This is a genomic window from Pelomicrobium sp. P1, assembly GCF_052805615.1.
This window is the reverse complement of record NZ_JBRBEM010000002.1, coordinates 251515-275356: the sequence shown is the minus strand read 5'-3', so window position 1 is coordinate 275356 and position 23842 is coordinate 251515. Positions and strand designations below refer to the sequence as shown.

General features: G+C 63.1%; 18 protein-coding genes and 1 pseudogene. 6 read left to right on the top strand and 13 right to left on the bottom strand.

The annotated features are described in order from the left end of the window. Positions 1-47 precede the first annotated feature (47 nt). Positions 48-287 carry a type II toxin-antitoxin system Phd/YefM family antitoxin gene (locus tag ACUVYZ_RS03445; RefSeq protein ID WP_439933040.1) on the top strand — a complete coding sequence of 80 codons (240 nt, stop codon included), beginning with the start codon at positions 48-50 and terminating at the stop codon, positions 285-287. Continuing rightward, entirely contained in the window at positions 287-694 is a 408-nt protein-coding gene (locus tag ACUVYZ_RS03440; protein WP_439933039.1) for a type II toxin-antitoxin system VapC family toxin, read from the top strand. The genes ACUVYZ_RS03445 and ACUVYZ_RS03440 overlap by 1 nt, the downstream gene beginning before the upstream one ends. A 129-nt stretch (positions 695-823) precedes the next feature. Here the strand turns inward: ACUVYZ_RS03440 and ACUVYZ_RS03435 are convergent, their stop codons facing one another. The 11 genes and pseudogenes from ACUVYZ_RS03435 to ACUVYZ_RS03385 all read right to left on the bottom strand — a co-directional run bounded on the left by ACUVYZ_RS03435 (position 824) and on the right by ACUVYZ_RS03385 (position 15529). After that, positions 824-2431 (bottom strand): acyl-CoA ligase (AMP-forming), exosortase A system-associated, encoded by a 1608-nt coding sequence (locus ACUVYZ_RS03435; protein WP_439933038.1) that lies wholly within the window; start codon positions 2429-2431, stop codon positions 824-826. Between the two features lie 403 nt (positions 2432-2834). Further along, positions 2835-4169 carry a polysaccharide pyruvyl transferase family protein gene (locus tag ACUVYZ_RS03430; protein ID WP_439933037.1) on the bottom strand — a complete coding sequence of 445 codons (1335 nt, stop codon included), beginning with the start codon at positions 4167-4169 and terminating at the stop codon, positions 2835-2837. Continuing rightward, entirely contained in the window at positions 4169-5644 is a 1476-nt protein-coding gene (locus tag ACUVYZ_RS03425; protein WP_439933036.1) for a lipopolysaccharide biosynthesis protein, read from the bottom strand. The genes ACUVYZ_RS03430 and ACUVYZ_RS03425 overlap by 1 nt, the downstream gene beginning before the upstream one ends. A gap of 29 nt (positions 5645-5673) precedes the next feature. After that, the gene (locus ACUVYZ_RS03420; protein ID WP_439933035.1) at positions 5674-6921 is read right to left on the bottom strand and encodes a glycosyltransferase family 4 protein; all 1248 of its coding nucleotides are present in this window, start codon (positions 6919-6921) and stop codon (positions 5674-5676) included. A 68-nt stretch (positions 6922-6989) separates the two neighbouring features. After that, positions 6990-7999: pseudogene (locus ACUVYZ_RS03415) on the bottom strand (integrase core domain-containing protein). Between the two features lie 103 nt (positions 8000-8102). Next, a complete protein-coding gene (locus tag ACUVYZ_RS03410; protein WP_439933034.1) occupies positions 8103-9260 on the bottom strand; it encodes a hypothetical protein in 1158 nt (385 codons plus the stop codon). Positions 9261-9304: 44 nt separating this feature from the next. Then, a complete protein-coding gene (locus ACUVYZ_RS03405) occupies positions 9305-10306 on the bottom strand; it encodes a glycosyltransferase family A protein (protein WP_446033026.1) in 1002 nt (333 codons plus the stop codon). A gap of 106 nt (positions 10307-10412) precedes the next feature. Then, complete coding sequence (locus ACUVYZ_RS03400; RefSeq protein ID WP_439933032.1) at positions 10413-11411, bottom strand: KpsF/GutQ family sugar-phosphate isomerase; 999 nt, start codon at positions 11409-11411, stop codon at positions 10413-10415. 277 nt (positions 11412-11688) lie between these two features. Next, on the bottom strand, positions 11689-12735 hold the full coding sequence (locus ACUVYZ_RS03395; RefSeq protein ID WP_439933031.1) for a GNAT family N-acetyltransferase: 1047 nt from the start codon (positions 12733-12735) through the stop codon (positions 11689-11691). A 311-nt stretch (positions 12736-13046) separates the two neighbouring features. Then, complete coding sequence (locus tag ACUVYZ_RS03390) at positions 13047-14345, bottom strand: glycosyltransferase (RefSeq protein WP_439933030.1); 1299 nt, start codon at positions 14343-14345, stop codon at positions 13047-13049. Beyond that, a complete protein-coding gene (locus ACUVYZ_RS03385) occupies positions 14342-15529 on the bottom strand; it encodes a DegT/DnrJ/EryC1/StrS family aminotransferase (RefSeq protein ID WP_439933029.1) in 1188 nt (395 codons plus the stop codon). The genes ACUVYZ_RS03390 and ACUVYZ_RS03385 overlap by 4 nt, the downstream gene beginning before the upstream one ends. Before the next feature lie 213 nt (positions 15530-15742). Here ACUVYZ_RS03385 and ACUVYZ_RS03380 point away from each other — a divergent pair, with 213 nt between their 5' ends. From ACUVYZ_RS03380 to ACUVYZ_RS03365, 4 genes are all read left to right on the top strand, one after another. Then, complete coding sequence (locus ACUVYZ_RS03380; protein WP_439933028.1) at positions 15743-16027, top strand: phosphopantetheine-binding protein; 285 nt, start codon at positions 15743-15745, stop codon at positions 16025-16027. Positions 16028-16030: 3 nt separating this feature from the next. Then, positions 16031-16861: a hydrolase 2, exosortase A system-associated gene (locus tag ACUVYZ_RS03375; protein WP_439933027.1), complete on the top strand. Its 831-nt coding sequence runs from the start codon at positions 16031-16033 to the stop codon at positions 16859-16861. Further along, positions 16858-17742, top strand: coding sequence for a hydrolase 1, exosortase A system-associated (locus ACUVYZ_RS03370; RefSeq protein WP_439933026.1), 885 nt, complete (start codon positions 16858-16860; stop codon positions 17740-17742). Before ACUVYZ_RS03375 ends, ACUVYZ_RS03370 begins: the two co-directional genes overlap by 4 nt. A 303-nt stretch (positions 17743-18045) precedes the next feature. Then, positions 18046-18357 (top strand): endonuclease domain-containing protein, encoded by a 312-nt coding sequence (locus ACUVYZ_RS03365; protein WP_439933025.1) that lies wholly within the window; start codon positions 18046-18048, stop codon positions 18355-18357. Between the two features lie 573 nt (positions 18358-18930). Here the strand turns inward: ACUVYZ_RS03365 and ACUVYZ_RS03360 are convergent. Both ACUVYZ_RS03360 and ACUVYZ_RS03355 read right to left on the bottom strand, forming a co-directional pair. Continuing rightward, the gene (locus ACUVYZ_RS03360) at positions 18931-21111 is read right to left on the bottom strand and encodes a putative bifunctional diguanylate cyclase/phosphodiesterase (RefSeq protein WP_439933024.1); all 2181 of its coding nucleotides are present in this window, start codon (positions 21109-21111) and stop codon (positions 18931-18933) included. Between the two features lie 97 nt (positions 21112-21208). Continuing rightward, entirely contained in the window at positions 21209-23563 is a 2355-nt protein-coding gene (locus ACUVYZ_RS03355; protein WP_439933023.1) for an HDOD domain-containing protein, read from the bottom strand. Positions 23564-23842 lie beyond the last annotated feature (279 nt).

Sequence of the window (23842 nt, the reverse complement as noted above, 5' to 3'; positions counted from 1 at the left end):
AACATAAATAGACTAGTCTAACACTAGTCTGATATGGGCACATCAACATGCGTGAAATCGGCGCTTACGAGGCGAAGACCCATCTTCCCAAATTGCTGGAGCGGGTGGAAAAGGGGGAGCGTTTCCTGATCACCAAGCACGGTCGTCCGGTGGCGGAGCTGGCCCCCGTGAGCAAACGCGATCCCCAGCGCATCCGCAAGGCTATCGAGGATCTTAAGGCATTCCAGGCGGCCCATGACCTGGGCGGCCTTTCCGTGCGCGACATGATCGAGGAAGGTCGTAAATAGTGCCCTTCGTGCTGGACTGTTCGGTGACCATGGCCTGGGTGTTCCGGGACGAGGCCACCGACAGGACTGAGGCCCTGCGCGATGCTCTCGTGACCGAGCTGGCGGTCGTGCCCGAGCTGTGGCCCATCGAGGTGGCCAACGTTCTGCTCGTGGCAACGCGCCGGGGACGACTCGCGGAAGATGACTGGCGGCGCATTTTCGCCGATCTTGGGGCGCTTCCCATCGAGGTCGATCCTAATACTTCCAATCAAGCGCTCCAGATATTGGATTTGGCCCACCGCCACGGGATTTCGGCCTATGACGCCGCTTACCTGGAGCTTGCGCTGCGCATGCAGCTTCCGCTCGCCACCCTCGATCGGAAGCTGGCCGCGGCCTGCCGCTCCGCCGGCGTGGCGGTGGTGACTTGAAGAAGCCCCTTAGAACCTGTCTCAAAATCGCCGGCGCGGAAGGGCGCTTCAGCGCACCGTCGCGGCGCCTCTGGATGCGCAGTGCGTTTCGGCTGCGCACAACGCCGCCTAGCCGATTTTGAGATAGGTCTATGTAAAAGAAGCTCGAAACATCCCCGCGAATTCCTGAGCCAGGCCCTTGCGGTCGATCTTGCCGTTGGGATTGCGCGGCAGCGCCCTCCGCCGAAGCTCCACGTGGGCGGGCACCATGTAGGCGGGAAGCCGTTCCCGGCATTCGGCGATGATCGCCTCCGCCGTGGGATCGTGCCCATCCTTGGGCACGACCACCGCCACGATGGCCTGCCCCAGCGTTGGGTGCTCCACTCCGAACGCCGCCGCCTCCGCCACGAGCTGGGTGCTGTAGAGCACCTCTTCGATCTCCGTGGGACTCACCCGGTAGCCGGAGGTCTTGATCATCTCGTCCCGGCGACCGATGAAGTAGAGAAAGCCTTCCTCGTCCATGCGCACGGTATCCCCGGAAAAGACGGCGATCTCGGGCAGCACGAGGCCCGCCTCCCGCCCGGGCAACGGCTTGAACCGCTCGGCGGTTTTCTCGGGGTCGTTCCAGTAGCCCATGGCCACCAGCGCCCCCCGGTGCACCAACTCCCCGGGTTCGTTGGGGCCGCAGGGGGTCCCGTCCTCCCGCAACACCAGGATCTCGGCGTTGGGGATCGCTTTGCCGATGGAGTCCGGCCGGCGGTCCACTTCCTCCGGGGGCAGATAGGTGGAGCGGAAGGCTTCGGTCAGCCCGTACATCAGGTAAACCTTGGTCCCGGGCAGCCGCGCCCGGAGCGCCTTCAACGTCTCCAAAGGCATCCGGCCGCCGGTATTGGCGATGTAGCGCAAGTGTCCGGCGATGGGCTGGGGCCAGGCCACCTGGGTCAACTGGATCCACAGGGGCGGCACGGCGGTCAGGCCCGTGACCCTCTCCCTGGCAAGGGCCTTGACCACGTCCTGGGGCAAAAGGTAATTGAGCAGCACGACCCGGGCGCCCACGTGAAACGCGGTGGTAAGCTGGCTGAAGCCCGCGTCGAAGGAGAGGGGGAGCGCGGCCAGGATCGCGTCCTCCGGGCCGTTTTCCAGATACTGGGCGACGCTCTTCGCCCCCGCCACCAGGTTGCGGTGGGACAGCACCACGCCTTTCGGGCGGCCGGTGCTGCCGGAGGTGTAAAGGATCGCCGCCATGTCGGTGTCGATCACCCGGTGGCCGGGCCGGGGCGGCGACGCGAGCAGCTCGTTCCAGGCGTGGACCGACAGGCCTTTCAACGCGCCGCGGGCAATCGATTGACGACCATCTGCCCCTACGACGACCACGTGCCGCAGGTCGGGGCACTCGACTAGCACGCCGGTGAGGGTCTCCAGGCGCTCACCTGACGTGACCAGCACGCGGACGTTGCAATCCTTCAGGATATAGGCGACCTGCTCCGCCTTGAGCAGCGGGTTGATCGGCACGAAAACCCCGCCGGCCGCGGAGGTGCCGAAGATGGCGATGACGGTCTCAAAGCGCTTTTCCAGGTAGACGGCCACCCGTTCGGCGCGGGCCAACGAAAGCGCCAAAAGGCCGCTGCAAAAAGCGTCGATCTGTGCGGCAAGCTCGCTATAGGAAAGCGACGCCTCGGCGTAGGTCAAGGCCCGGCTCGAAGGGATGCCTTCGGCCGACGCTGTCGGAAGATCATGCAGGAGAGTCGTTGATTTCATGGGTTATTTTGACAGCGCTTCTCAGGAATTTTACTCGACCGCCAGCATGATGATAGTGAAAGAAGCGCGTTGCGGTCTTGTTCCTTGATCCGCTGGGATTGTTAAAGACTTTTATAAAGCGCTGTTGCCGATCGGTCCGACGAGCGCGCGAACGCGTTGGGCGCTGCTCCAAAAGGTCTTGCCAAAGTGACGTCTTTTAGCGCCCTCTCCCTTTCTGGGCATACGCTGCGAGGATGAGACCCCACCAAGCATGCGCTGTTCGCTCGCAAACTTTCAGCATGCTCGCTGGCATGCCCAAATGCCTTCTGCCCTCGAAGCCGTGCGTACAGTCGCTCCTCCTCTCACGATTTTCGACATCTCACGAAGTGGTCCGAAATTCCAACAAAGCGGAAAAAGTGCGGCATTAAAAAGTCGTCGTCTGTCGTTTTCCCCGCCTAGGATGCGATGGTAGGCCTGCCAAGTTCTTTGACGCCAAGAATAACACCGTGTTTAAACGATCCTGAATACATCGCTTGATCGCAACCCTGTTTTCTATATGAGTCCATACTTGCTCGGTACTCCGTTCGGCAGTCAGGGTGGCTGGTAACTCAAGTGCAAGCTCGCCTATTCCAAAATGCTCGAATAGGCCCTGTACTTTCCCTTGGTAAGAAAAGCATGCGGCAGGAATTCCCATACCTAGGGCGGCAATCGCGAGGTGCATCCTCCCGGTGACGAGGAACTCTAGGCGTGCGCAGATGGCCTTGACTTCCGCGGCTGACAGCTTATTCGCGACCGTCAAGACGTAATCTCGTGTCACATTGGCAAGCTTCTCATGGATGAGCTGTGCAAGACGATCGTCGCTCCAAGGACCCCGATAGTCATGGGGAATAAGGATGAAACAATATCGAGGATTTGCGGCGCGTAGAGATTCAATCAACGCTACATTAAAACCTATCAATTCCAAAAACGCGCTATAAGGGTCATCGTGATGATCTTTGACCAACAGATAGTTCGCGTTGATCCCGATGGGAATTTGCCCAACTGCCCTCCGTTCTTCGATCCAAGCGGTAACGGCTCTGGAAGCCGGCGTGCTCCTTGGCTGGAGCAAGAATGCCAGATCGGCGGATAATTCACCAGGAACGCCAGCGAACGAGCGAAGTCTTTGCAACGACAAGGGATCACGCGGAAAGAAAAGAACGGATGGCGGCAAGGCACGTATGGCTTGGATAACGGCGATGTCTAAAGCTACGTTTAAGCTGAACCCCACCACCCGTGTACTCATTCCAGCCCTCGCTACCAAGCGAACAAGCTCTAGCCTTCTTACGGAACCCTCAACGCTGTATCCTCCATCCAACACATCCGCGCCAAGGCAAACGAACGATTCGAAACTCGTGCTCATCCATAGGAAGCGACACTTGTCGCTCCATGATCCCCAGGAGAAAAACCTGCTCAGGACGATGCTCTTGTGCTCGCCTACCGGATATCGCTGATTCCGGCGCGTGTGATAGATGACGGCTATTTTGGCATAACCGATCGAGCGAAGGCGCTCCGCAGCCACGATCATCATCGCCTCATCCCCTAGGCTTCCGGGATCGGCGGGAGAGAGAATAATGATGCCAGGATGCTTGTCAACGAGGCGGTACAACTGCCTGACCGACGCCGATATAAACACGAGCAAGCCCAGTAAGGCATGCTTGACCGAACCTGTGATTGAGACGTGTTCCGGCCACGCATTTCTAAGCGTTGTAATTACGCGCATTACCTGTCTAGCGGATCCCTGCCGATGCCCAACGAACGATGGCGTTTGATGTTTGACCATGCGTTCGACAATTCGGCCTGCAGCGGGTGGCCAAATATCAGAATTCCTACAATCCAGGCAATCGCTGCCCAAGTTCCAACCCAAAATAATTGCAGCAAGGGGTTGGTGGCCTCAGCCGCTATCAGTGCGTGCGCCGCCACCGAAATTCCCAAGCAAAGGAGCGCAACTTTAGCGCTTACGCCACAGGCGCGAAGGGCGCGCATCGCTTTTAAGCCGATGACCTGCTTTAACTGCTCACCGTACAGCACGAACGCCATCGCGGAACCGAGCGCAGCGCCGTAGGCAACCGCCGTTAAAGAATGTAACGAGGCAAGCAGCGCAATGCCTATGGTCAAAGGCGTCAAAAAGAGCTGAACACGCAACTTGCGCCGCGCTTGCCCAAGAGCCCCAAGCAACGTGGGCGCAAAGGCCCAGGTGCAATAAATCATCGAGCTGACCGCGAGAATCCTCGCTAGAGGAGCCGCCTCCAGCCACTGATGGCCGAACAAGACTTCGATGATCTCGCGCGACATCACCGCAGCGAAAGCAAAAAACGGCCAGGCAACCCCCGTGAAATAGGCAAGCGCCCGGGTATATTCTGGAACAATGTCCCGGCCGGCCCGATTTGCTGCCGCGAAGCTGGGATGGGCGACCCGGATGATGGCCGAAGTGATGTTCTGGTGGAACTGGCTCATCAGGCCGACGGCGCGGTTGTAAAGACCCAACGAAGCGAAGCCGAGCTGCTTGGCGATGATGAATTCGTAGGCGTTTCTAGACACCTCTTGCAGCAGGGTCGCGCCACTCACGCGGGAGCCGTAGTCCCAGACACGCCTCCACTCTCTGAATCCGGGCAGCAGCCAGGCTTCTCGCGGACGAAAATAACCTGTGCCGAGGATCTGCACGACATTGGCCGCAACTCCAGCCCAGGCGAGGCTCAGGTAGCTGAAGCCCTGCCATGCGAGCGCAATCGCCGTCGCCGCTTGCGTGAGCGCTGCAGCGGTCTGAATGACAAATATAGCGGCAAATTTCATTTCCCGAGTAAGAACGGCGTAAGCGGGAAACGCCAGAGGCAGAAGCAAGAAATTCAAGGTCAATATCGCTAGCACCGCTCGCAATCCAGGCTCGTCGTAGTATTCGGCCAAGGGCCAGCGTGATAGAAAGACAACCGCCGCGATTGACCACGATGTTACGATCGCGAGCCCGTAGGCTGCCTTGAGCCGATCTCGGGTCAGTTCCCGCTCCTGGATGATGTATTCGCTCACGCCGAAGTCGCGCAGAGTCCCGGCAATCGCTGTGAAGGCGGCGCAGAGGGAGAAAATCCCGATCTCTTCGGGTGTGAGCAGCCGCGCCAGGATCATGGTGCTGACGAGGTAGATCATCAGCCCCACGTAGCGCTGGGCGAAGGAGAGAAAAAGGGCTCTGCGGGTGCCGCTCAAGGCAATCCACTCATTGCCGTTAGGAAAGTCTAACCACGGCGGCTAAGAGCTGCCGTTAGCTCGTCCTGAATGCGTCGTATAACCGCCTTCCTTTCGTAGTGCCTAACGAAGGCGGTTCTTGCTGCACTACCCACCGCCTGTCTTGCAGCGACATTGTTCAACAGAAAAGCACACAGGCCCGCCATTTCTTCTGGGTCATCGGATAAATAGATCTCCTCACGATTCCGGAATTCCAACCCTTCGGCTCCGAGCGTCGTTGAGACCACCGGGACCCCGTAGGAGGCGGCCTCAATTATTTTGAGCCGCGTTCCGCTTCCAGCCCTGATCGGACAGCATAATACGCTAACGGTTTTATAAAGCTCGTCTAGTCGGCGCACAAAGCCGGTGAATTCCACGCTCTGCGGCGATTCTTGAAAGCTAGGGATTTTTTCCGGTTCTGGTCCGGCAATGATGAGTTTGGCTTCTGGGCAGTGGCGCTGAATTCTTGGCCATATCTGCTTTATGAGAAACTCAGCGGCATCGGCGTTGGGTGGGTATCCGTATGATCCAATGAACAAGATGGTCTTGGTGCCTTGGAGTGTAGCCACTGCTTCGTGCAATGGCACGGCATTGGGTATGACAGAAATACTCTCAGGACGACAGAATCTGGACAATCGCTTTTTGTCTAGTTGCGAGCAGACGAAAGCCTTTCGAGCAGCAGCTATAGCCTTCCTTGTTCCGAAGGCCAAGGCAGGCACCTGAGCGAGCTTGAGTCTCTCTCCGGGCCAGGCCGCCATTTGCCTAAGCCGTCGCAAAAGCGCAAGGTAATCCAGGTCATCAAGATCAATAAAGAGCGGCGGCAATCTCTTTCTCAGATGCCGGCAAGCGCAGGTCACAGAGAGCTTGTGTAAAAAAATAAAATCAGGCTGATCCTGAAGTCTCTCAAGAAGAGCATGAGCTTGTTTGGTCCCTGCAGCTTGTCGATATGGGTGTTGATTGCAGTAATCCAGCGTTCCAGTCAAGTAATACCTGAGCGCGCCTGTGGTAGGCTGTTCAAGATAATCAAGGTGCGAGAGAAAAAGATTGATGTCTAGTGCCCAGTCGACCCGTAGAAGATCTTGCCAGGCTGCAATGCTCCTTCTGTTGATTTCGAAGCTTGGTGGCGCAAAAAAAAGGACGTCGAGACGCTCACATAGACCGGCTGCCGCCTCAAGAAACATCCGCAATCGCTGAAAGACGCCATAAGTTGCCTGTTCTGGCGGATTCGGAAAATGGCGTGATACAAACAAAGCCCTCACTTTTGATCCGTATTAGCTAGGATTTCGTTTGATAGTCGGTGTCCCGGTGTTGTGTGAGGTGGTCTTTGTTAGGATGCCATGCGTTTCTCCTGTGCGATCGGGCGTGCGTCCAGGAATGTCTGCATCGGCGTCTTGCCGAAGCACCAGCGTCCCTGGTGCGGGCGCCGCCAATTGTAGTTCTCTAGCCACGCATCGAGGTCCTGCTACAGCTCTTCGATCGAGCGGTAGATCTTCTTTCTGAACGCCACGCGGTAGAACTCATCGAGCATCGTGCGATGCAGCCGCTCGACGATGCCGCGGATCTCGGGGCTCTTGGTCTTGGTGCGACTGTGGTCGATGTCCTCGATCGCGAGGTAGAGCTCGTACTCGTGCCGCTCGGGGTTGCCGCAGTACTCGGTCCCCCGGTCGGTGAGAACGCGCAGCAGCGGCACCTCCTGCGCCTCGTAGAAGGGCAGCACCCGATCGTTGAGCAAGTCCGCCGCGCTGATCGGGGTCTTCCGGTCATAGAGCTTCGCGAAGGCCACTTTTGCGCAGGTGTCCACGAAGTTCTGCTGGTCGATCCGCCCTACGCCCTTGAGCGTTCCGACGTAGAAGGTGTCTTGAGCGCCGCAGTAGCCCGGGCGCTCGGACTCGAACTCTGCGTACACCTCCTTCTCGGCCTTTGCCTTCTCCATGGCAGGCAACTGCGCTTCGGTCAGCACCAGCCCCCCTGCGCCACCTTCGCTTCCAGCGCCTTCAGCCGCTTTCGGGCCTTCTCTAAATCATGACGCAGCCAAACACAGCGCACACCCGCCTGGCCAGTACATCGATACCCGCGCCTGTCCCAGCCAGGCTGCTTGCGCGCCAAGCGCCACAATCGCCTGTGCGATCTCGGGGACGACCCGGCTCTTGATCACGGGCTTTCGCCGGCTGATATCCTGCAGCGCTAGCTTGGCCCCCTCTCATAGAGCTCCTTGAAACGGCAAATGCTGTCTCGCAAGCACCCCATCATGCGGCATGCCTGGCTGACGTTGTCCAGCTGCTGCGCCTGCTCCAGCAGCCCCACCTCGCAGCGAATCACTTTCTGTTGCTTGTTCATCGTGTCGGTCCTCTCCACAGCGCCCTTCGGCCCTTCGACTGAGGGTGCTGCAAACATATCAAAACCGACACGCCTTGTCAGATTAAGTCTTGGCTCATGCGCTTTAAGCCATTCCTTTCAACCGAAAGAGTTGCGGGTTACCGCCGGGTAAATCCGCCCAAAAAAACGATCGCAATGCCGGCACCTCGCGAAAGCGACCCCAGGTTCCGTTCCTTACCCCATTGAAGGCGGGGACTGCACTTCTGTGCGGTGCGAGTTGTTCATGGGTCAATACGTATGGCCCGTGAAAAGGATCGTCTGGCATGAGCAGCTTGTGAACTATCAGGCTGCCGCCCCCCTCGTACCCCACTCCACAGTTGAGCAGATCAGACCAAACCATTCCGAGCTTGAACAATTCCGCCCGATTTGTTCCTTTGATCGGAAAAGGTTTCTGGGTGCTTGCTGAAATCTTCAAGGAGACTCTATTGCGTCGTCTGCTGGGTGCGCCCAGATCGACGACGTAGACTTGCTGGGTACGTGGGTTTTCGTCATCCCAGTCGCTCAGGCCAATCATCACATCCGCTAATGGATTGATTAACCAGCTCGTGGAGCGATTGTTCGGTATATCGTGATAGGTAATTTCACCGTCGGCGCTCAGGAAAGCCATCCGCCATAAGGTGCCATAGCATGCGCCTACCCACCAACCTTTGCGTTTGCGATCCATCACGGTGGAAGGATAAGTTCCCATGAGGCCGTCGAAATCGATGGTCAACCACTTCGTGACTCCCAATTTCTTCTGGTTCAAATCGAACCGCAAGACCCTGTTCCTAATCCGCCCGCCCGCATGGAAAAATTGCAGTAGTTCGCCTCTTGGCGCGGTAGCACCCCATGATACGGGGAAATACTGGAGGCCGAGATACGTATGCGGAGTGTAATAGGTTCCATCTTCGAACCTACCATCTTGGTCGAGCGGCTGTCCTTCCACGTTTTGCCGAATAGGCTCGTTGGTCGAATACCAAGTTAACCGATCGAAATCGAAACACAGCACTGGCTGAAAAACCGGTGTTCCTTTCGGCAAGTGCCCGCTCGAGTGGTAAAGCATGGCTCCGAGCTGTCCCCATTCCGGGGCGTAGGCGCCGCCGCCCCATTGGATGAATGGGTCTAGCACCCTGCGCTTGGCATAAAACTTCGGAGCGGCCTCCTCCGGTGTATTGGTCGCAGGCAAATCAGCGAACGTGCCTTCCGGTGGCACCCAGGGCGGCAATCCGCTCGATTCGACCATGATTTCCCTGCCCACAGACTGGACCCAGGAGCGCGGTGCGGGTTTCATCCTTTTTGCCGCCAAAGCCTTGTAGCAACTCGCCCGATCAACTTTGGCAGAGCAAACATCGTTGCCGGGTCTTGCCTGAGTTGCAGCAAGATCAATGAAGCAGGTACTTTTTTCGCACCAACTACATACTGGAACAATGCTCTCAGAAAGTTTTCCCGGAGTTCGGCTATCTTTGTTTTCAGGAATTTTTTTTGAGCCTCTGTCAGAGCCACAACTTCATCGGTAGCTTTGCGATATTCGAGCTCGTTTTGGATTCGGCGAAGCAACTCTAGTGAGCCAAATCTCGCTCCTGAGTAAACGTTTACCCCGGCCCCGTAAATGGCTTCCGGACGCGAGGAAAAAACGAATCTAGCACCTCGTCTCGCAAACTCCATCCAGAAAAGGTAGTCCTCGCCGGCAAATCTAAGGTGCTCACGAAACCGGATCTCTGGAAACTTTCTGAAATTGAATACCACTGTGGAGGTGCCGATGATATTCCCAGTAATGATCTGGTTTACCATGTCTCCTGCGTAGGCGAATAGATGTTGTGCCCCACGCACCCGCTCGTGTTTTGCCACATCAATCCTGCCCGCTCTTGCAAACGCGCTGACTGTCTGATGGAGCTGATAGAAATCCGCAAAATAGAAATCGTAACCGTGGTCTAACGCGATCACCGCATTCTCAAGATGATCCTCCGTCCATTCGTCGTCGGAATCGAGGAATGCCACATATCTGGTTTCTTCAGAGGTGTTGTCGAGGCCCGCATTCCTAGCTGCGCCTGGGCCACCGCAGAGCTGGCGAATCACGCGAACAGAAATTCGGTCTGGCACGTCGATCTCCTGGAGCTCGTTTCCAGCAGGAACAGGGGATTCATCGTCCACGATGATCAAGTCGATCCGCTCAGGTAGAGATTGCTTGATAACTGAGCGAACTGCTCGACCCAGTATGCCCGGCTTCCGCTGATAGTATGGGATGATGGTGGTAATCACGTTGAATTGTGCACCCGGAGATTGCGCCATACAGGCCTGTCGGCCCGTGCCAAACTTTATCGGCCGAGAAAAAGAGGGCCTTCAGTAACACAAGCGAGCTCGGCTCGCTCTGTTGATCCTATAACCCGCGTTGGCATCAAACCACGCCCGCCTTGAACAGGTCATGCATGTTGAACGCGCCGACGAGCCGTCCGTCTTCGTCGACCACCAGTAGGCCGTTGATGCGGAACTTCTCCATATACTTGACCGCTTCGGCGGCCAACTGCTCGGGCCCGATGGTGTGGGGATGGGGATGCATGACCTGGTCGATCCTCGTCGTGTGGACGTCGATGCGTTTTTCCAACGTGCGGCGGAGGTCGCCGTCGGTGTAGACCCCGAGCAGACGGTCGTCCGCGTCCACCACTGCTGTCATACCCAGGCCCTTGCCGCTCATCTCCAGCAAAGCCTGCACGATCAGAGCGTCCCGCGGCACCTTGGGCAGCCGCTCGCCTTGATGCATCACGTCCGCGACGCGCACCAGCAACCGCCGCCCGAGGCTGCCGCTGGGATGAGAGCGGGCGAAGTCCTCGGCGCTGAAGCCCCGGGCCTTGAGCAGCGCAAGCGCCAGGGCGTCGCCCAAGGCGAGGGCCGCCGTGGTGCTAGAGGTGGGCGCAAGCCCCAGGGGGCCCGCCTCCCGATCGACCGCCGCGTCCAGGTGCACGTCCGCCTGGCGGGCGAGGCTGGAGCGGGGATTGCCGGTCATGGCGATGAGCTTGGCGCCCTGGCGCTTGAGCATGGGCAAGATGAGCAAGATCTCGTTGCTTTCGCCCGAGTTAGAGATGGCGATGACCACGTCATCGGGGGTGATCATGCCCAGGTCCCCGTGGCCCGCCTCCGCCGGATGGACGAAAAAGGCCGGGGTGCCAGTGCTCGCCATTGTGGCGGCGATCTTGCGGGCGATGTGACCGGATTTGCCCATGCCCGTGACCACCACTCGGCCCTTGGATACCAGGATGATGCGCACGGCCTCGACGAAACCCCCATCCAGGCGCCCGATCAGGGCGGTGATGGCCTCGGCTTCCGTGCGCAGCACCTCCTGGGCGACCGCCAGCAGTTCTTCGTCGTTCAGCGCGGGTGTGTGCGCGTTGGGGTTCATGCCGAGAGCTTTTCGAAGTTTAAGGAACGGCGCGGAGTTGAATTTCGGCGGTGACCGTTAAGACCCATCCCCACCCCGACCCTCCCCTTGAAGGAGAGGGGTGCATCCGCAGCGCTATGCTGAGCCGCCTGGCAACGTCGCATTCCTAATGTATCCCGGCACAGAGTCGTAGGGTGCGCCTTGGCGCGCGGCAATCCGCGTGGTGCATTGCCCTTCGCTTCCATGCCTCCTACGTTCCGTCTCCCAATTGTCCCCCTCATGACAGCGGAAAGCCCGCTCACGCCGCGCCGGGCGCCTGGGCTTCCCGCGCGTCCCGCCGGCCGCTCCACCAGGCGTGCAGCCGGTTTAACAGGGGCCAGCGGTAGACGTTGATATGGTACAGAGTGCGCACCCGATCGGTCCAACGGGTGTGCCATTCCATGCATTTTCCATAGAACTCTACCCGCCTGAATCGTTTTGATTCGAACAGGCGACGCAGGGCTTCTTGGCGCATCAGAAACGCTGGGGAGAGATTCTTGTAGGATTCATCGTAGGTCGTCTTCAGCACCACCTGAGTAGCGCCGCCTTCGATGCACAGGTCAACCGCCACCACCTTGTCGTCGAAGCGGTAGCGGTAGATGCGTCCGGCGCCGTTCCGGCAATAGGCTTCCAGCATGTCGCGGTAGAAGCGCCCCTGCACGTTATCAGGGTGAATGGCGGTGCCGCTCGCCGCCTTCCACCCGGCGCTTTCCAGCCGTCCATAGTCCCGGATCGCGTCGGCCACTTCTTCCGCTCGGGTCAGCTCCTCGAGGACGGCCTGGATTCCGTCCGCCTCCAGTTTTGCCCGCTGCCGTCTCATGTTGTGACGCAGGTTTTTCCCCCGGGCCGCCCAGTACTCGTCGAAGGTGCCGGAGATGTCCACCCAGGCGGTCTGGATGTAGTCCAGAGTCCTCATGCGCTCCGAGTCCTCCGGTCGAGGGACGAGGTCAGGGTCCTGCTGGGTGATCCCGAGCAGCAGGGGTGAACCCGGGAGATACCGGATCAGCTCCGCAGCCAACGCCTCCAGTCGCCCATTCGGGTGCACCACCCAGGCGCCTAGGGGAAGCTGGGAGGGCTGGAAAGTCCGCCACATGCCCGCAGACAGGCGGGTTAGCACCCCCATCGCGACGGGCTCGCCTTGCGCCGTGCAGACGGCAATCCTCTCCCGGCCGGTTCCGAAATGGGCGAGGGCCTGGGCGATGAATTCCGAGCCCAGGAACGGCACCGCACGGTTCAACGCGTTCAGACGATCCCAGGCGTTCGCGATGCTGGGAAAGCCGTCCGCCGGCAACAGACTCCATTCCATCACGTGGCGGTCTTTCGACTTGCCTGTAGAGTCTTACGCAATCCCTTGAGATATGCCAAGCAGCCCTCTTCTGCGCTGCCGCGCACCCCTCTCCCCAGGGAAGAGGGGCTGGGGGAGAGGGCAAGCTCAACTGCGCTATCGCGCGTAAGGCCGATTATGCATCTCTCCATGAGAGCTACCTCGAAGCCCCTCAAGGGCGTTGAGTCAACGAAACGCGCCATGCCTTCCGATCTTTTGCGACGGTGCGCTGAAGCGCGCCCTACCAGAACTCAGGGCAAGAAAAGCCCGTTCCATCAGCAGACACGTCTCGTTCATGGCCGGCGCGGAGGCGGGGCTTCCTGGGCCGCCGGGGCGCGAGCACCCGCCGCGGACGCCACTTCGTCCAGCACCTGGGCAAGCTCCCGTGTCCGCTCCAAGCGGGATGCGTTTTTCACCTTGCCGGGATCCGCCACGGGGAGGCTTCCCCGGGCGAGCCGAGCGAGGAACTCCGGCAGCGCCCGGGCAATTTCCTCCTTCGACTCCATGGGGACCACCAGGCCAGCCCGGTGGCGGTGGATCAGGCTCGCCGTGTCTCCTTGGGGGTCGGTCAAGGCCAGCACCGGCTTTGCGCACCGGAGATATTCGTAGAGCTTGGCCGGGATCTGGTCGTTGCAGCCCCGGGATTGCAGGATGAGGAGCGCGTCCGCCCGCAGCATCTCGGCGAGGGCCTCCCGGTAAGGCACGGGAGGCAAAAGCTCGACGCAGGGCTCGATGGAGTATTTCGCCGCAAGCCGGCGCAGCAGCGCTTCGTGCACCGCCGCCCGGAAGCGCAGGCGGAAACGGTTCGCGTCGATCTTGCCGCTGGCCACGAGTTCGCCGAGGGCGGCTAGCAGGGGATCGGGGTTGCGCTCGGAAGGATAAATGACCCCGCTGTGCAGCAAAGTGACCCGGCCGGGATTGAGCGGTTGCGTCCGGTCCGTTTCCGCTTCCACCGCCGCGAAGATGGCCTCGTCGTAGCCGTTCTCGATCACGAACACGCGGCTTCTCTCGATGCTCGGGTAGCGTTGCTGGTACATGCGGGCGGCGCCGGGGGTGACGAAGACGAAGGCCGACCCCCGGTCGAAGACGCGTTCTTCTACCCGCTTGAAGCTCTGCCAGGTTTTCGGGTCGCTGGGGTAGCCGTCCTGCGCCATCGGGTCGCGGAAGTCCGCCACCCAGGGCAGGCCGGTCAGCTTCGCCAGGGTGGCGCCGATCAGGTGGGCGGTGGCGATGGGATAGGTGGACCAGATGACGTCCGGCCGGTGGCGCCGGATGAGGCGCAGTCCCGCCGGCACCGCCCCCAGCCACCAACTCACCCACCGGTCGGGCCGCGCGAGGAACGCCGGATAGCGGCGCAGGAGGGAGAGGTGCCGCGCGGTGTTGAGGGCGAAGGCCCGCTCGACGACGGTGTCCGGGGGAACCGCCGCGAGCTGATCGTCGCTCACCGTCTCGTAGGCCCGGGGGTGGGCCGTCAACACCAGGGAGGACCAGCCGAACTTGGGCAGGTAGCGCACGAAATTCAACGTGCGATGGATCCCGCTCGAGCCCATCAAGGGCGGGAAGTGGAAGGCGATCATCAAGACTTTTTTCAAGGCTTCACGCGCTCGAAGGTCCGCCCCAGGCGATCGACCAGCGCATCGAGATGCTCCCGGGACAAATCCTGGTGGCACGGCAACTGAAACACGTGCCTCGACCACGGCAGCCCGTGATCGCCGGGGAGGGCCGGCGTGCCCGGCCACAGCCAGTCCCAACGGAACACGGGGAAGCGCTCGGCCTTGAGGAGCGCGTAACGGCCGTCGGGGTTTTCCACCCACAGGGGGAACACGTAGGGCACGGCGGTGGGCGGCAGTTCGGGCAGCAAGGGCCGCGCGCCGGGAAAATGCTCGAAACGTCTGGCGAGATAGGCGTAATTTTCCCGCCGCCTGGTCACGATGCGCTCGCGGCTCGCCCGGCGCGCGAGCCAACGGCAGACCCGGGTGGGACGGTGGTCGGCGAGCCGCTGGTCGAATTGGGCCAAGAGTTCGCTTTCGGTGGTACGCGGTGCATCGACTCCGTTGGAAGACTCCGCCCGCCTGCGATGGAGGAAGCTGTTTCTCACCCCGAAGGCCATCGAGAGCACCGTGTTGAGTCCCCACAGCCGGTCATGATCCACCCCCGTCTCCACCATGTTGGCGAGACTCCGCACCTCGGCCAGCGCTTCGCGGCGCTTCAATCCCACCCCGTTCAGCGGGCGCCGGGTGGAGACGAGGCAGCCGCCTTCGGGCACGGGAAAAAACTTCGTGAGGCTCGCGATGGCGAGATCCCCCCAACTTCCCACCGTGCGCCCGTCGGTTTCACCGAAAAGGGCGTGGGCGCAATCTTCGATGAGGGTGATGCCCCGGCGATCGCAGAAGGCCCGCACTTCCCCGAGGGGCTGGGGAAAGCCGAAGTAGTGCACCGCCAGCATGGCTCGCACGCCGGCCGTATCGAGGCCCTCGAGGGCCGCCAGGTCCGCGCTTCCCGAGCTGGTGATAGGGTAGTACACGGGCCGCGCCCCTGCGGCGACCGCCGGCGCCACCATGGTGGTGCAGTGGTAGGTGGGCAGCAGGACCCGGTCGCCGGGGCCCACGCCCAGGGCTTTGAGGGCGAGGCCGATGGCCGCCCGGCCGCTGGTGGTAAAGACCAGGCCCGGCAGGTCCAGCAGGGTAGGCAGCGGGGCCCTGCTGTCCCCGGCAAAGGTCTGCCAGCCGAACACCGGCAGTTTGGGAATGGGAAAGGCCTTGGAAGCGGAAGGCAAGGGATGCGGCCTCGCAGTCACAGGGCTCGAGGGGCTCCAACGGGTTCAGACGCCATGATAGAAGGCTTCCTGCCAGGGCGAGTTTAAATTTTATTAATCCTGGGCGCATGGCCTGCCGGATAAGGCTTACAGCCCGCCAGCTCGCCTATAATACGCCTTCCGAAGGGTGCCTTCGCCTCCTATTTCCTCGAATCAGCCACGGGGCTTAAGCTCATGAGCGTGCCTCCTTCCGACATCGCAACCTCGGACGTTCAACACCAGGTGCTCCACATCCTCGACCAGGTGCTGAGCCTGCGGGGGCGCGCGGCGGGCTTCACGGCGTCCACGCGGCTTTTGGGCAACATCCCCGAACTCGATTCCATGGCGGTGGTGGCGGTGATCACGAGCTTGGAGGAGCACTTCGGCTTCGTCGTGGCCGACGACGAGATCGACGGATCTACCTTCGCCACCGTGGGGAGCCTCACCGCCTTTGTGGAAGGCAAGCTCGCCCAAGGTTGAGGCTTGTCCCCCATCGATTCCCGGTGCCTGTTCGCCCCCCTCGCCACCGGGCCCCGCTTTTGCCTCCTGCACCGTCCCGCGGCTGGCAACCCCCGGGGGGTCGTCCTCTACCTGCATCCCTTCGCCGAGGAGATGAACAAGTGCCGCCGCATGGCGGCCCTCGGCGCCCAGGCCCTGGCGGCGGCGGGGTTCGCGGTGCTCCAGGTGGATCTCCTGGGATGCGGTGACAGCCCGGGGGATTTCGGCGAGGCCACCTGGGACGGCTGGCTGGAAGACGCCCGGGCGGCAGCAGACTGGCTGGCGCGGGAGCAGGGATCGCCCGTGGGCTGGCTGTGGGGATTGCGGGCCGGATGCCTCTTGGCCGCGGAAGCCTCGCGCCGCATCGAAAGCGTGAACGGCTTGCTGTTGTGGCAGCCGGTGGCGAGCGGTGCCCAACACCTAGCCCAGTTTTTGAGGCTCAAGAGCGCGAACGCGCTGCTGGCCTCGGGGTCGGCCTCCCGCCGTGACGACTTGAGGCGCAAGCTTGTTGAAGAAGACCAGCCCGTCGAAGTGGCGGGTTACACCCTTACCCCTGCCCTTGCCCGGGGGCTTGAGCACGCCACCCTGGAGATCGGGGCGCAGGTGAAGCGCATCGTTTGGCTCGAGGTTTCCGCAACAACTCCGCCAGTCCTGAGTCCCGCCGCGGGGCAGCGCATCGCCCGGTGGCAAGAGGAGGGGCTGCGGGTCGCGGCTCACGCCGTGGCGGGGCCGCCCTTCTGGCAAACCGTGGAGGTGAGCGAGTGCCCGGCCCTGGTGGAGGCGACGATCAGCGCATTGCGGGCAAGCGGGGCATGACCGTCGAAGAGCTGCCCTTTTTTTTCTCCTGCGGCGGCGAGTCCCTGCTCGGAATCATCGCCCGGCCATCCCGTCCGGCGCCGGTCGGGGTGCTCGTGATCGTGGGTGGCCCCCAGTACCGGGTAGGCAGCCACCGTCAGTTCCTGCTTTTGAGTCGCATGCTCGCCGCCCACGGTGTGCCCTGTATGCGCTTCGACTACCGGGGCATGGGAGACAGCACTGGGCCTGCGCAAGGCTTCGAGCAAGCGCTGCCCGACGTGGGCGTCGCCATCGACGCCTTCATGGACCGGCTGCCCGGGCTGGAGCAAGTGGTGCTGTGGGGACTGTGCGACGCCGCCTCCGTCGCCTGCCTGTACGCGCCCAGCGACGCCCGGGTGGCGGGGCTCGTCCTGTTGAATCCCTGGGTGCGCACCGAGGCGACCGCTGCGGCCACCTACTTGAAGCACTACTACGCCCGGCGGCTTTGGGATCGGGATTTCTGGATGAAGCTCGCCCGGGGAGAGTGGCGCCCGACGGAGTCGCTCGGCGCCTTCGCCCGGCTCGTGGGCAAAGCGCTGCGACCCAAAGAGCAGGACGGGGAAGATGGCGCATCATCCCTGGCTACCGCTCCGGGCCCAGGGAGCCTTCCCGACCGTATGGCCGCCAGTCTCGCTCGATTCCGGGGACCGGTGCTTTTCATGCTAAGCGGGAACGACTACACCGCCAAGGAATTCATGGACGTGGCGCGGGTGTCGAAGCGTTGGACCACGGCGCTCGCCGCGTGTCGAGTCGCCTGGAAGCAGCTGCCGGAGGCGGACCATACCTTCTCCAGCGCCGCCCACCGGGATCAGGTGGCCGCGTGGACACTGGAATGGGTTCGGGCAATCCGTCGGGTGCGTTAAGTGGAGCCTGCCTGCGCCCCACGGGCCGCGGCAGGCAGGCGAAACGCACCATCCACCGAAGGGTCGAAATCCCACGAACGGTGCGCTCAAGAGCACCTTAACCCCGCTTTAGAAGTCCCAGCCGAGACGGTTTCTCCTACCCATCCCCCTCCCGGACTCCCCCTTGAGGGGAGAGGATGACGGGGGCATGCCGGGCCGCGGACGGGCTGGGGTGGGGATGGGTTTCATGGGGTAACGAGAAATCCTATGCACGGCCAAACACGTCCACTTGCTCGCAAAAGCGCCGTCCGGCTGCGCCGAAGCATGACCGACGCAGAAAGAAAGCTTTGGCATCGCATACGGCGCGAACAACTGGGGGTGAAGTTCCGCCGTCAGCACCCATTCGAAAATTACATCCTCGATTTCGTGTGCCTGGAGCAAAAACTGATTGTCGAAGTGGACGGATCGCAACACGCCCAGGCCCTCGCCCAGGATGCGGCACGCACCGCGGCGCTCGAAGCGGCAGGGTTTCGAGTGCTTCGCTTCTGGAACAACGAAGTGCTGCAGGAGACGGAGGCCGTGCTCGAGCGCATCTTGCAGGCGTTGCACCCATCCCCTTCCTGTCCTTCCCCTTGAAGGGGAAGGAACTTTCTAACTTCTTCCTGCGCCGCCAGTGGCGGGCGCCGCGGCGCATGGAGCGCGTTTCCTCCCCTTCAAGGGGGCGGAGCGGGGGTTTCGCAGAGCACTGCTCTGCGCCCACAGGCACCCATCCCCCTCCCGGCCTCCCCCTTGAAGGGGGAGGAGGACACGAGCCTGCCGGGCCGTGGACGGGCTGGGGTGGGGATGGGGTCCCCTCCCCTTCAAGGGGAGGGTCAGGGTGGGGATGGGTTTCGAGGTTTGCCGCTTTACGGCTCTTGTGCCCGATGCACCTATCTCCCCTTCTCGGCTTCCCTTTTGAAGGCGAGGAGGTTTTCGCGTCACCGAAGGCTTTACAGTTTCATCGGCGCCTGTGAAACGCTCACCTTATCCATCGCCTCCGCCGTTGGCGTCTGACCGCGCAGCCACAGGCTAAAGGTCGAGCGTGGCCGGCGTGACGTCCGTGTGCAGAAAGTCCTCTCCCTCGAACAGCAGCGGCTCGCCCGCTACCTCGGCAAGCGCGTAGGCAAAGCAGTCGCCGAAAGAAGCGCTTGGAGTTTCGGCCGAGGTGGCTTAACCCATCCGATGGCGGGCAAGGTAAGCGTCCATCTGCGCCGCCGGCATGGGGCGGCTGAAGAAAAACCCCTGCATTACGTCGCATCCCAGCCCCGCGAGGGACTCCAGGTGCTCGGCCCGTTCCACGCCCTCGGCCACGAAGCCAAGGCCGAACCCCCGGGCGATGCCGATCATCGCCGCCACGATGGCATGGCTTTCCCGCTTTTGCCCGAGATCGCGCACGAAGGCCTGATCGATCTTGATGGCGCTGATGGGCAGCGACTGCAGGTAGGCCAGGGACGAGTAGCGGGTGCCGAAGTCGTCGATGGCGATGCCCACCCCGTGCTCCCTCAAGAGCGCCGCCTTGCGCGCCACCGCGTCCACGTCCTCGATGAGCACGTTCTCCGTGATCTCCACCTCCAGGGCGTGGGGCGGCAGGCGATGCCGCTCCACCGCGCCGATCACCCGCTCCACCAGGTCGATGCGGTCGAACTCCCGGGGCGAGAGGTTGACCGCCACCCCCAGGTCGGCGAAGCCTCCCGCGCGCCAGCGCTCAAGCTGGGCGCAGGCTGACTGGAGTACGAAGTCGCCGATGGCGTGGACCAGCCCCGTCTCCTCGGCGATGGAGATGAAGCGGCCCGGCGCCAGCAGGCCGTGGACCGGGTGGCGCCAGCGCAGCAGGGCCTCGACCCGCTCGATGCCGCCGGTGCGCACGTTGTGGATCGGCTGGAAGTGGAGCTCCAGCTCGGCCCGTTGCAGGGCGCCGCGCAGGTCGTTCTCGAGCTGGATGCGCTCGCTGAAGGAAGCGCTCATGTCCGGGGAGAAGAAAGCGGCGGCGTTCTTGCCCCGGCGCTTCACGTGGTACATGGCGATGTCGGCGTTGCGGATCAGGTCTTCCTCGCTCGTCCCGTCCTCGGGGTGCACGGCGATACCGATGCTCACGCCGATGGTGAATTCCCCGTCGCCCAGGAAGAAGGGCTGGTTCAGCTCGTGAAGGATTTTCTTCGCCACGGCCAGGGCGTCTTCCCGGGCTTCCAGGTCGGGGACCAGGGCCAGGAACTCGTCGCCGCCGATGCGGGAGAGGGTGTCAGTGCTGCGCAGGCATTTGCGCAGGCGCGCCGCGGTGTGCTGCAGCAGCAGGTCGCCTTTCAGGTGGCCGTAGGTGTCGTTCACCAGCTTGAAGCGGTCCAGGTCCACGAAGAGCACCCCGAGCCGGCGCTGGTGGCGCCGGGCGTGGGCGATGGCCTGCTTCAGGCGGTCCAGGAACAGGGCCCGGTTGGGCAGCCCCGTCAGGGCGTCGTGGTAGGCGTGGAAAGCGATGATCTGCTCGGCGCGCTTTCGCGCCGTGATGTCCCGCGCCACCCCGTAGGTACCGACGAAGCGCCGCGCCAGGGGCGCGCCTTCGGCGCCCGGGCCGTAGAGGCCCACCGCGCTCACCGACACGATCACTGAGGCAGGTTCCGCCGGGCCGCTGTCCTGGACGGGTTTTCCCTTGAACCTCAGCTCCACGTTGCGGGTGGCCCGCTCCCCCATGCGGCGTTCGTGGAACACCCGGGCCGCGCGGGCCAGGTCGTCCTCGTGGACGATGGTCGAGTAGTGGGCACCCGTGAGCTCTTCCCTGGAGTAGCCGAGCAGGGTGCCGAAGCGCTCGTTCACGTACCAGAAACGGCCCTCGGGGTCCACGGCGAAGATCAGGTCCGGCGAGTGGTCCACCAGGGAGCGATAGAGGCGCTCGGAGTGCTCCAGCCGCGCCCGCATGAGGCTGTTCTCCAGGGCGAGTCGGCGCGCCGTCAGGGCGTTGTCCACGCTGCGCTGGAGCGCCGCGGGCTCGAAGGGTTTGCGGATGTACTCGTGGGCCCCGAGCCGCAGGGCGGCGATGGCGGAGTCGATGCTGTCGTCGCCGCTCACCACGATGACCATGACCTTGAGCCCTGCCTCCCGGGCTCGGCGCAGGACCTCCAGCCCGGTCATGTCGGGCAGGTTGATGTCGAGGAGCACGACGTCCACGGGCTCCCGGGCGAGCAGCTCCACGGCGGCAGCGCCCGTGTCCACGGCCCGCACCTCCCGCGCCTCGCCGGCGATCAGGGCCAGGATGGCATTGCGCACGGAGGCGTCGTCCTCCACCACCAGGAGCCGCAAGGGCTCCGGCGCCGCCTCCGGCAGGGAGGGCCACTGGGGCAGGCCATCAATGATCGGCATGAGCGAACCAGCTCGAGCGGGCGAAGGTCTGGGCCGACGGGGGGTCCTGGGTCATGGAATCGCTTTCATCCGGTCATCGAAAGAACCGTTTCTACTTTTACCCCTGGGTGATCCGGGGAAGGAGGATGCGCACGGTGGTGCCCGCGCCCACCCGGCTGTGGCAGGCCAGGTGACCCCCCATAGTCTTGACCAATGCCAGCGAGTTGGCCAGCCCCACCCCCCGGCCCGCCAGGGCGGCTTCGGCGGGCGGGGTGAAAAGGGTGGCGAGCTTCTCCGGAGCGATGCCCGGCCCGGTGTCGGCGAGCGCGATCTCCACCATCATCTGGCCCTCGTAGTTGACCAGGTCCGAGGTGGTGATCCGCAGCCGGCCGCCCTCCGGCACGGCTTCGGAGGCGTTCTTCAGCAGGTTGAGCAACACCTGCTTAAGCATGCGGGCGTCGGTGCGCACGGGCGGCAGTCCCCGGTCCAGCTCCAGGTCGACCCGAATGCCCCGCTGGGCGAACAGGGGTTCCCGGTAAACCAGAAGGAACTCCTCCACCATGCGGTTGATGTCGATGAGCCCTCCTTCCGGGGCGGCCTCTTCCTCGGGCTGGCCCATGCGCTCCAGCAGCCGGGCGACCCGGTCGATCTCGTGACCGACCATTTCCAGATCTTTTTCCACGTTCTCCCCGGCCCTCGTACGGCCGCGGGCGATCTCCAGATAGGTCTTGAGGGCGGAAAGGGGATTGCGCGCTTCGTGGACCAGGCGCCGGATGGAAGCCTGCAAGGCCTCCAGGGGAAGGGCTTCGGCCGGACCGGCTTCCTTCCTCCCGCGGCGAGCCGCGGCGGCCAGCTTGCGGGCCACTTCTTCCAGCAAGGGCAGGATCTCCTCGAACTCCGCCGCCTGCAACGCCGGGACGGGAAGCACCAACACCCCCCGGGCAGGGGCACCCGCCTCCTTCAACGGCAGGGCGGCGAGGGCTTCCGCCCCTAGGGCCCGGGCGATCTGCACATCCAGGCCCATGAGCCGCTTAAGGCCTCCCGCCTCGTAGGAGACGACGGTGGTGCCCTCCCGGGCCGCCCGGGCCACCAGGCTATGGGCCACGGCAGGGGAGAGATCGAGCTGGAAACGGGCCACCTCCCCGCTTTCCACCTTCCATCCGGGCCAGACGGCCTCGCCTTCGGCGGGTAGGAAAAGGAGGAAACGCTTGATCCCCGCCACGGCGGCCAGCAGGGGCATGAGCGTTCCCAATCCCAGGGGAACCCGGTCCAGGGCCTGCAAGGGAACCGTCAGCTCGAGTTGGAGGGCGTCCTCCAGCACCTGCTCCAGCAGGGAGGCGGCCGCCGAGGCCATGGGGGGCGGCCCCTGGGATCCGCCCTGGGGTTCGCCCGCAGCCCGGACGGGTTCTTCTCTTTGCGGCGGGATCCTGTCCCGCGCTTCCGGCCGCCTCGCCTCCTCCACCACCCGCCCCACCAGGGTCTCGGTGAGCGCCCGGGTGTCGACGAAAGAGCGGGAAATGGCCTCTTCCTCGTAGCGGGGCGGCGGCAGCGTCGCCAGGTTCAGGCCTCGCAACACCGCTTCGAATGCCCGCGCGGCGCGCTCCAGGGCGGTCTGCACCGACGCTGCGGGAATTCCCAGCAAATCCGCCGCGAGCCCCCGCCGGCTTTCGGAGGCGGGCTGCCGCACCAGGGACTCGGCCGAGCGGACGATGCGCACCAGCAGGTGGGTCCCCTCCAGCTCCACGCCCGGGGCGTGATGGAGCAGGACCGCGTCGCGCAAGGGGAAGGGAAGGTCGAGCCCATCCAAGAATCGGGCGCCGATATCGGCGTGAATCGTGCCGAGCCGCCCCGCCTGTTCGGGGATGCCTTCCGTTTCGGCCCACGCCTTCTGGTCCACCAGGGAGCGGAAGGTATCGGGCACGGCGGTCGCCAGCAGCAGCGCGCCCGAATCGTGTAGGAGTCCGGCCAGGTGAGCCTCCTCCTGGCTTTCGTAGCCCGCCGCCTCCGCCAAGGCCCGGGCGATGAGGGCAACTCGCACGCAATGGCTCCAGTAGCCGCCCAGCGCCTCGGGGGAGAGAGGGGCCCGGCGGGGGGTCAGGGACGCCCGGGCCGCGCTCAACAAGAGGGCCCGGACGGCCTCGTGTCCCAGGGCGGCAATGCGCCGCTCCATGGACGGGGCGCCCCCGGCCCCGGCAGAGAACGCCATGCTAGCACCGGCCTCTAGCACCCGCAGGGCCAGGACCGGCTCCAGCAGGAGCCACTCGGCCGTTTTGTTCGTCTCCGTCCCTTCCCGGTGGGCCTTGAGCGCCCGGTCGATCACCTGGGGTAGGGCCGGCAGGCGGATGATCCGGGTCCGCCGGACCACCGAATCGACGAGCCGGGCCTCCAGCTCGGAGACGTGACTGGACCCGCCCGTGGATTCCTCGGGCGGCTCTGGATTCTGCTTCGGCGGGGAAGGGCGCGTGCTACCCACTCGATCCTCGCCCCCAGGGGATTCCAGGAAGACCGAAGCCCCGGCGGCGGGTCCCGGAGGCAAATCCGGCCATGACGGTGGTAAAGGGTTCAGCGAGGCCGGCGCCCATGCCCCGGCCCGGCGCCGCCCTGACTGCGGTGAGCGCCCGGGCAGCGCCCGGTCCCGAAATCATGACGAACCCCCACTTGTAGCGTTTATAAGTTTTTAACGAAGCGCCGCGAAGACGCTTCCTCTTATGGCTCGCCAAGCGTCATGAACCGAAGACGCTCGACCCTCTCC

What these genes read in the sequence shown, in the direction of transcription:
- ACUVYZ_RS03405 (WP_446033026.1), bottom strand. Translation starts at nt 10,306, where the DNA reads ATGGCGCAATCTCCGGGTGCACAATTCAACGTGATTACCACCATCATC.
- ACUVYZ_RS03410 (WP_439933034.1), bottom strand. Translation starts at nt 9,260, where the DNA reads ATGGTCGAATCGAGCGGATTGCCGCCCTGGGTGCCACCGGAAGGCACG.
- ACUVYZ_RS03380 (WP_439933028.1), top strand. Translation starts at nt 15,743, where the DNA reads ATGAGCGTGCCTCCTTCCGACATCGCAACCTCGGACGTTCAACACCAG.
- ACUVYZ_RS03370 (WP_439933026.1), top strand. Translation starts at nt 16,858, where the DNA reads ATGACCGTCGAAGAGCTGCCCTTTTTTTTCTCCTGCGGCGGCGAGTCC.
- ACUVYZ_RS03360 (WP_439933024.1), bottom strand. Translation starts at nt 21,111, where the DNA reads ATGCCGATCATTGATGGCCTGCCCCAGTGGCCCTCCCTGCCGGAGGCG.
- ACUVYZ_RS03365 (WP_439933025.1), top strand. Translation starts at nt 18,046, where the DNA reads ATGACCGACGCAGAAAGAAAGCTTTGGCATCGCATACGGCGCGAACAA.
- ACUVYZ_RS03445 (WP_439933040.1), top strand. Translation starts at nt 48, where the DNA reads ATGCGTGAAATCGGCGCTTACGAGGCGAAGACCCATCTTCCCAAATTG.
- ACUVYZ_RS03430 (WP_439933037.1), bottom strand. Translation starts at nt 4,169, where the DNA reads ATGCGCGTAATTACAACGCTTAGAAATGCGTGGCCGGAACACGTCTCA.
- ACUVYZ_RS03400 (WP_439933032.1), bottom strand. Translation starts at nt 11,411, where the DNA reads ATGAACCCCAACGCGCACACACCCGCGCTGAACGACGAAGAACTGCTG.
- ACUVYZ_RS03395 (WP_439933031.1), bottom strand. Translation starts at nt 12,735, where the DNA reads ATGGAATGGAGTCTGTTGCCGGCGGACGGCTTTCCCAGCATCGCGAAC.
- ACUVYZ_RS03435 (WP_439933038.1), bottom strand. Translation starts at nt 2,431, where the DNA reads ATGAAATCAACGACTCTCCTGCATGATCTTCCGACAGCGTCGGCCGAA.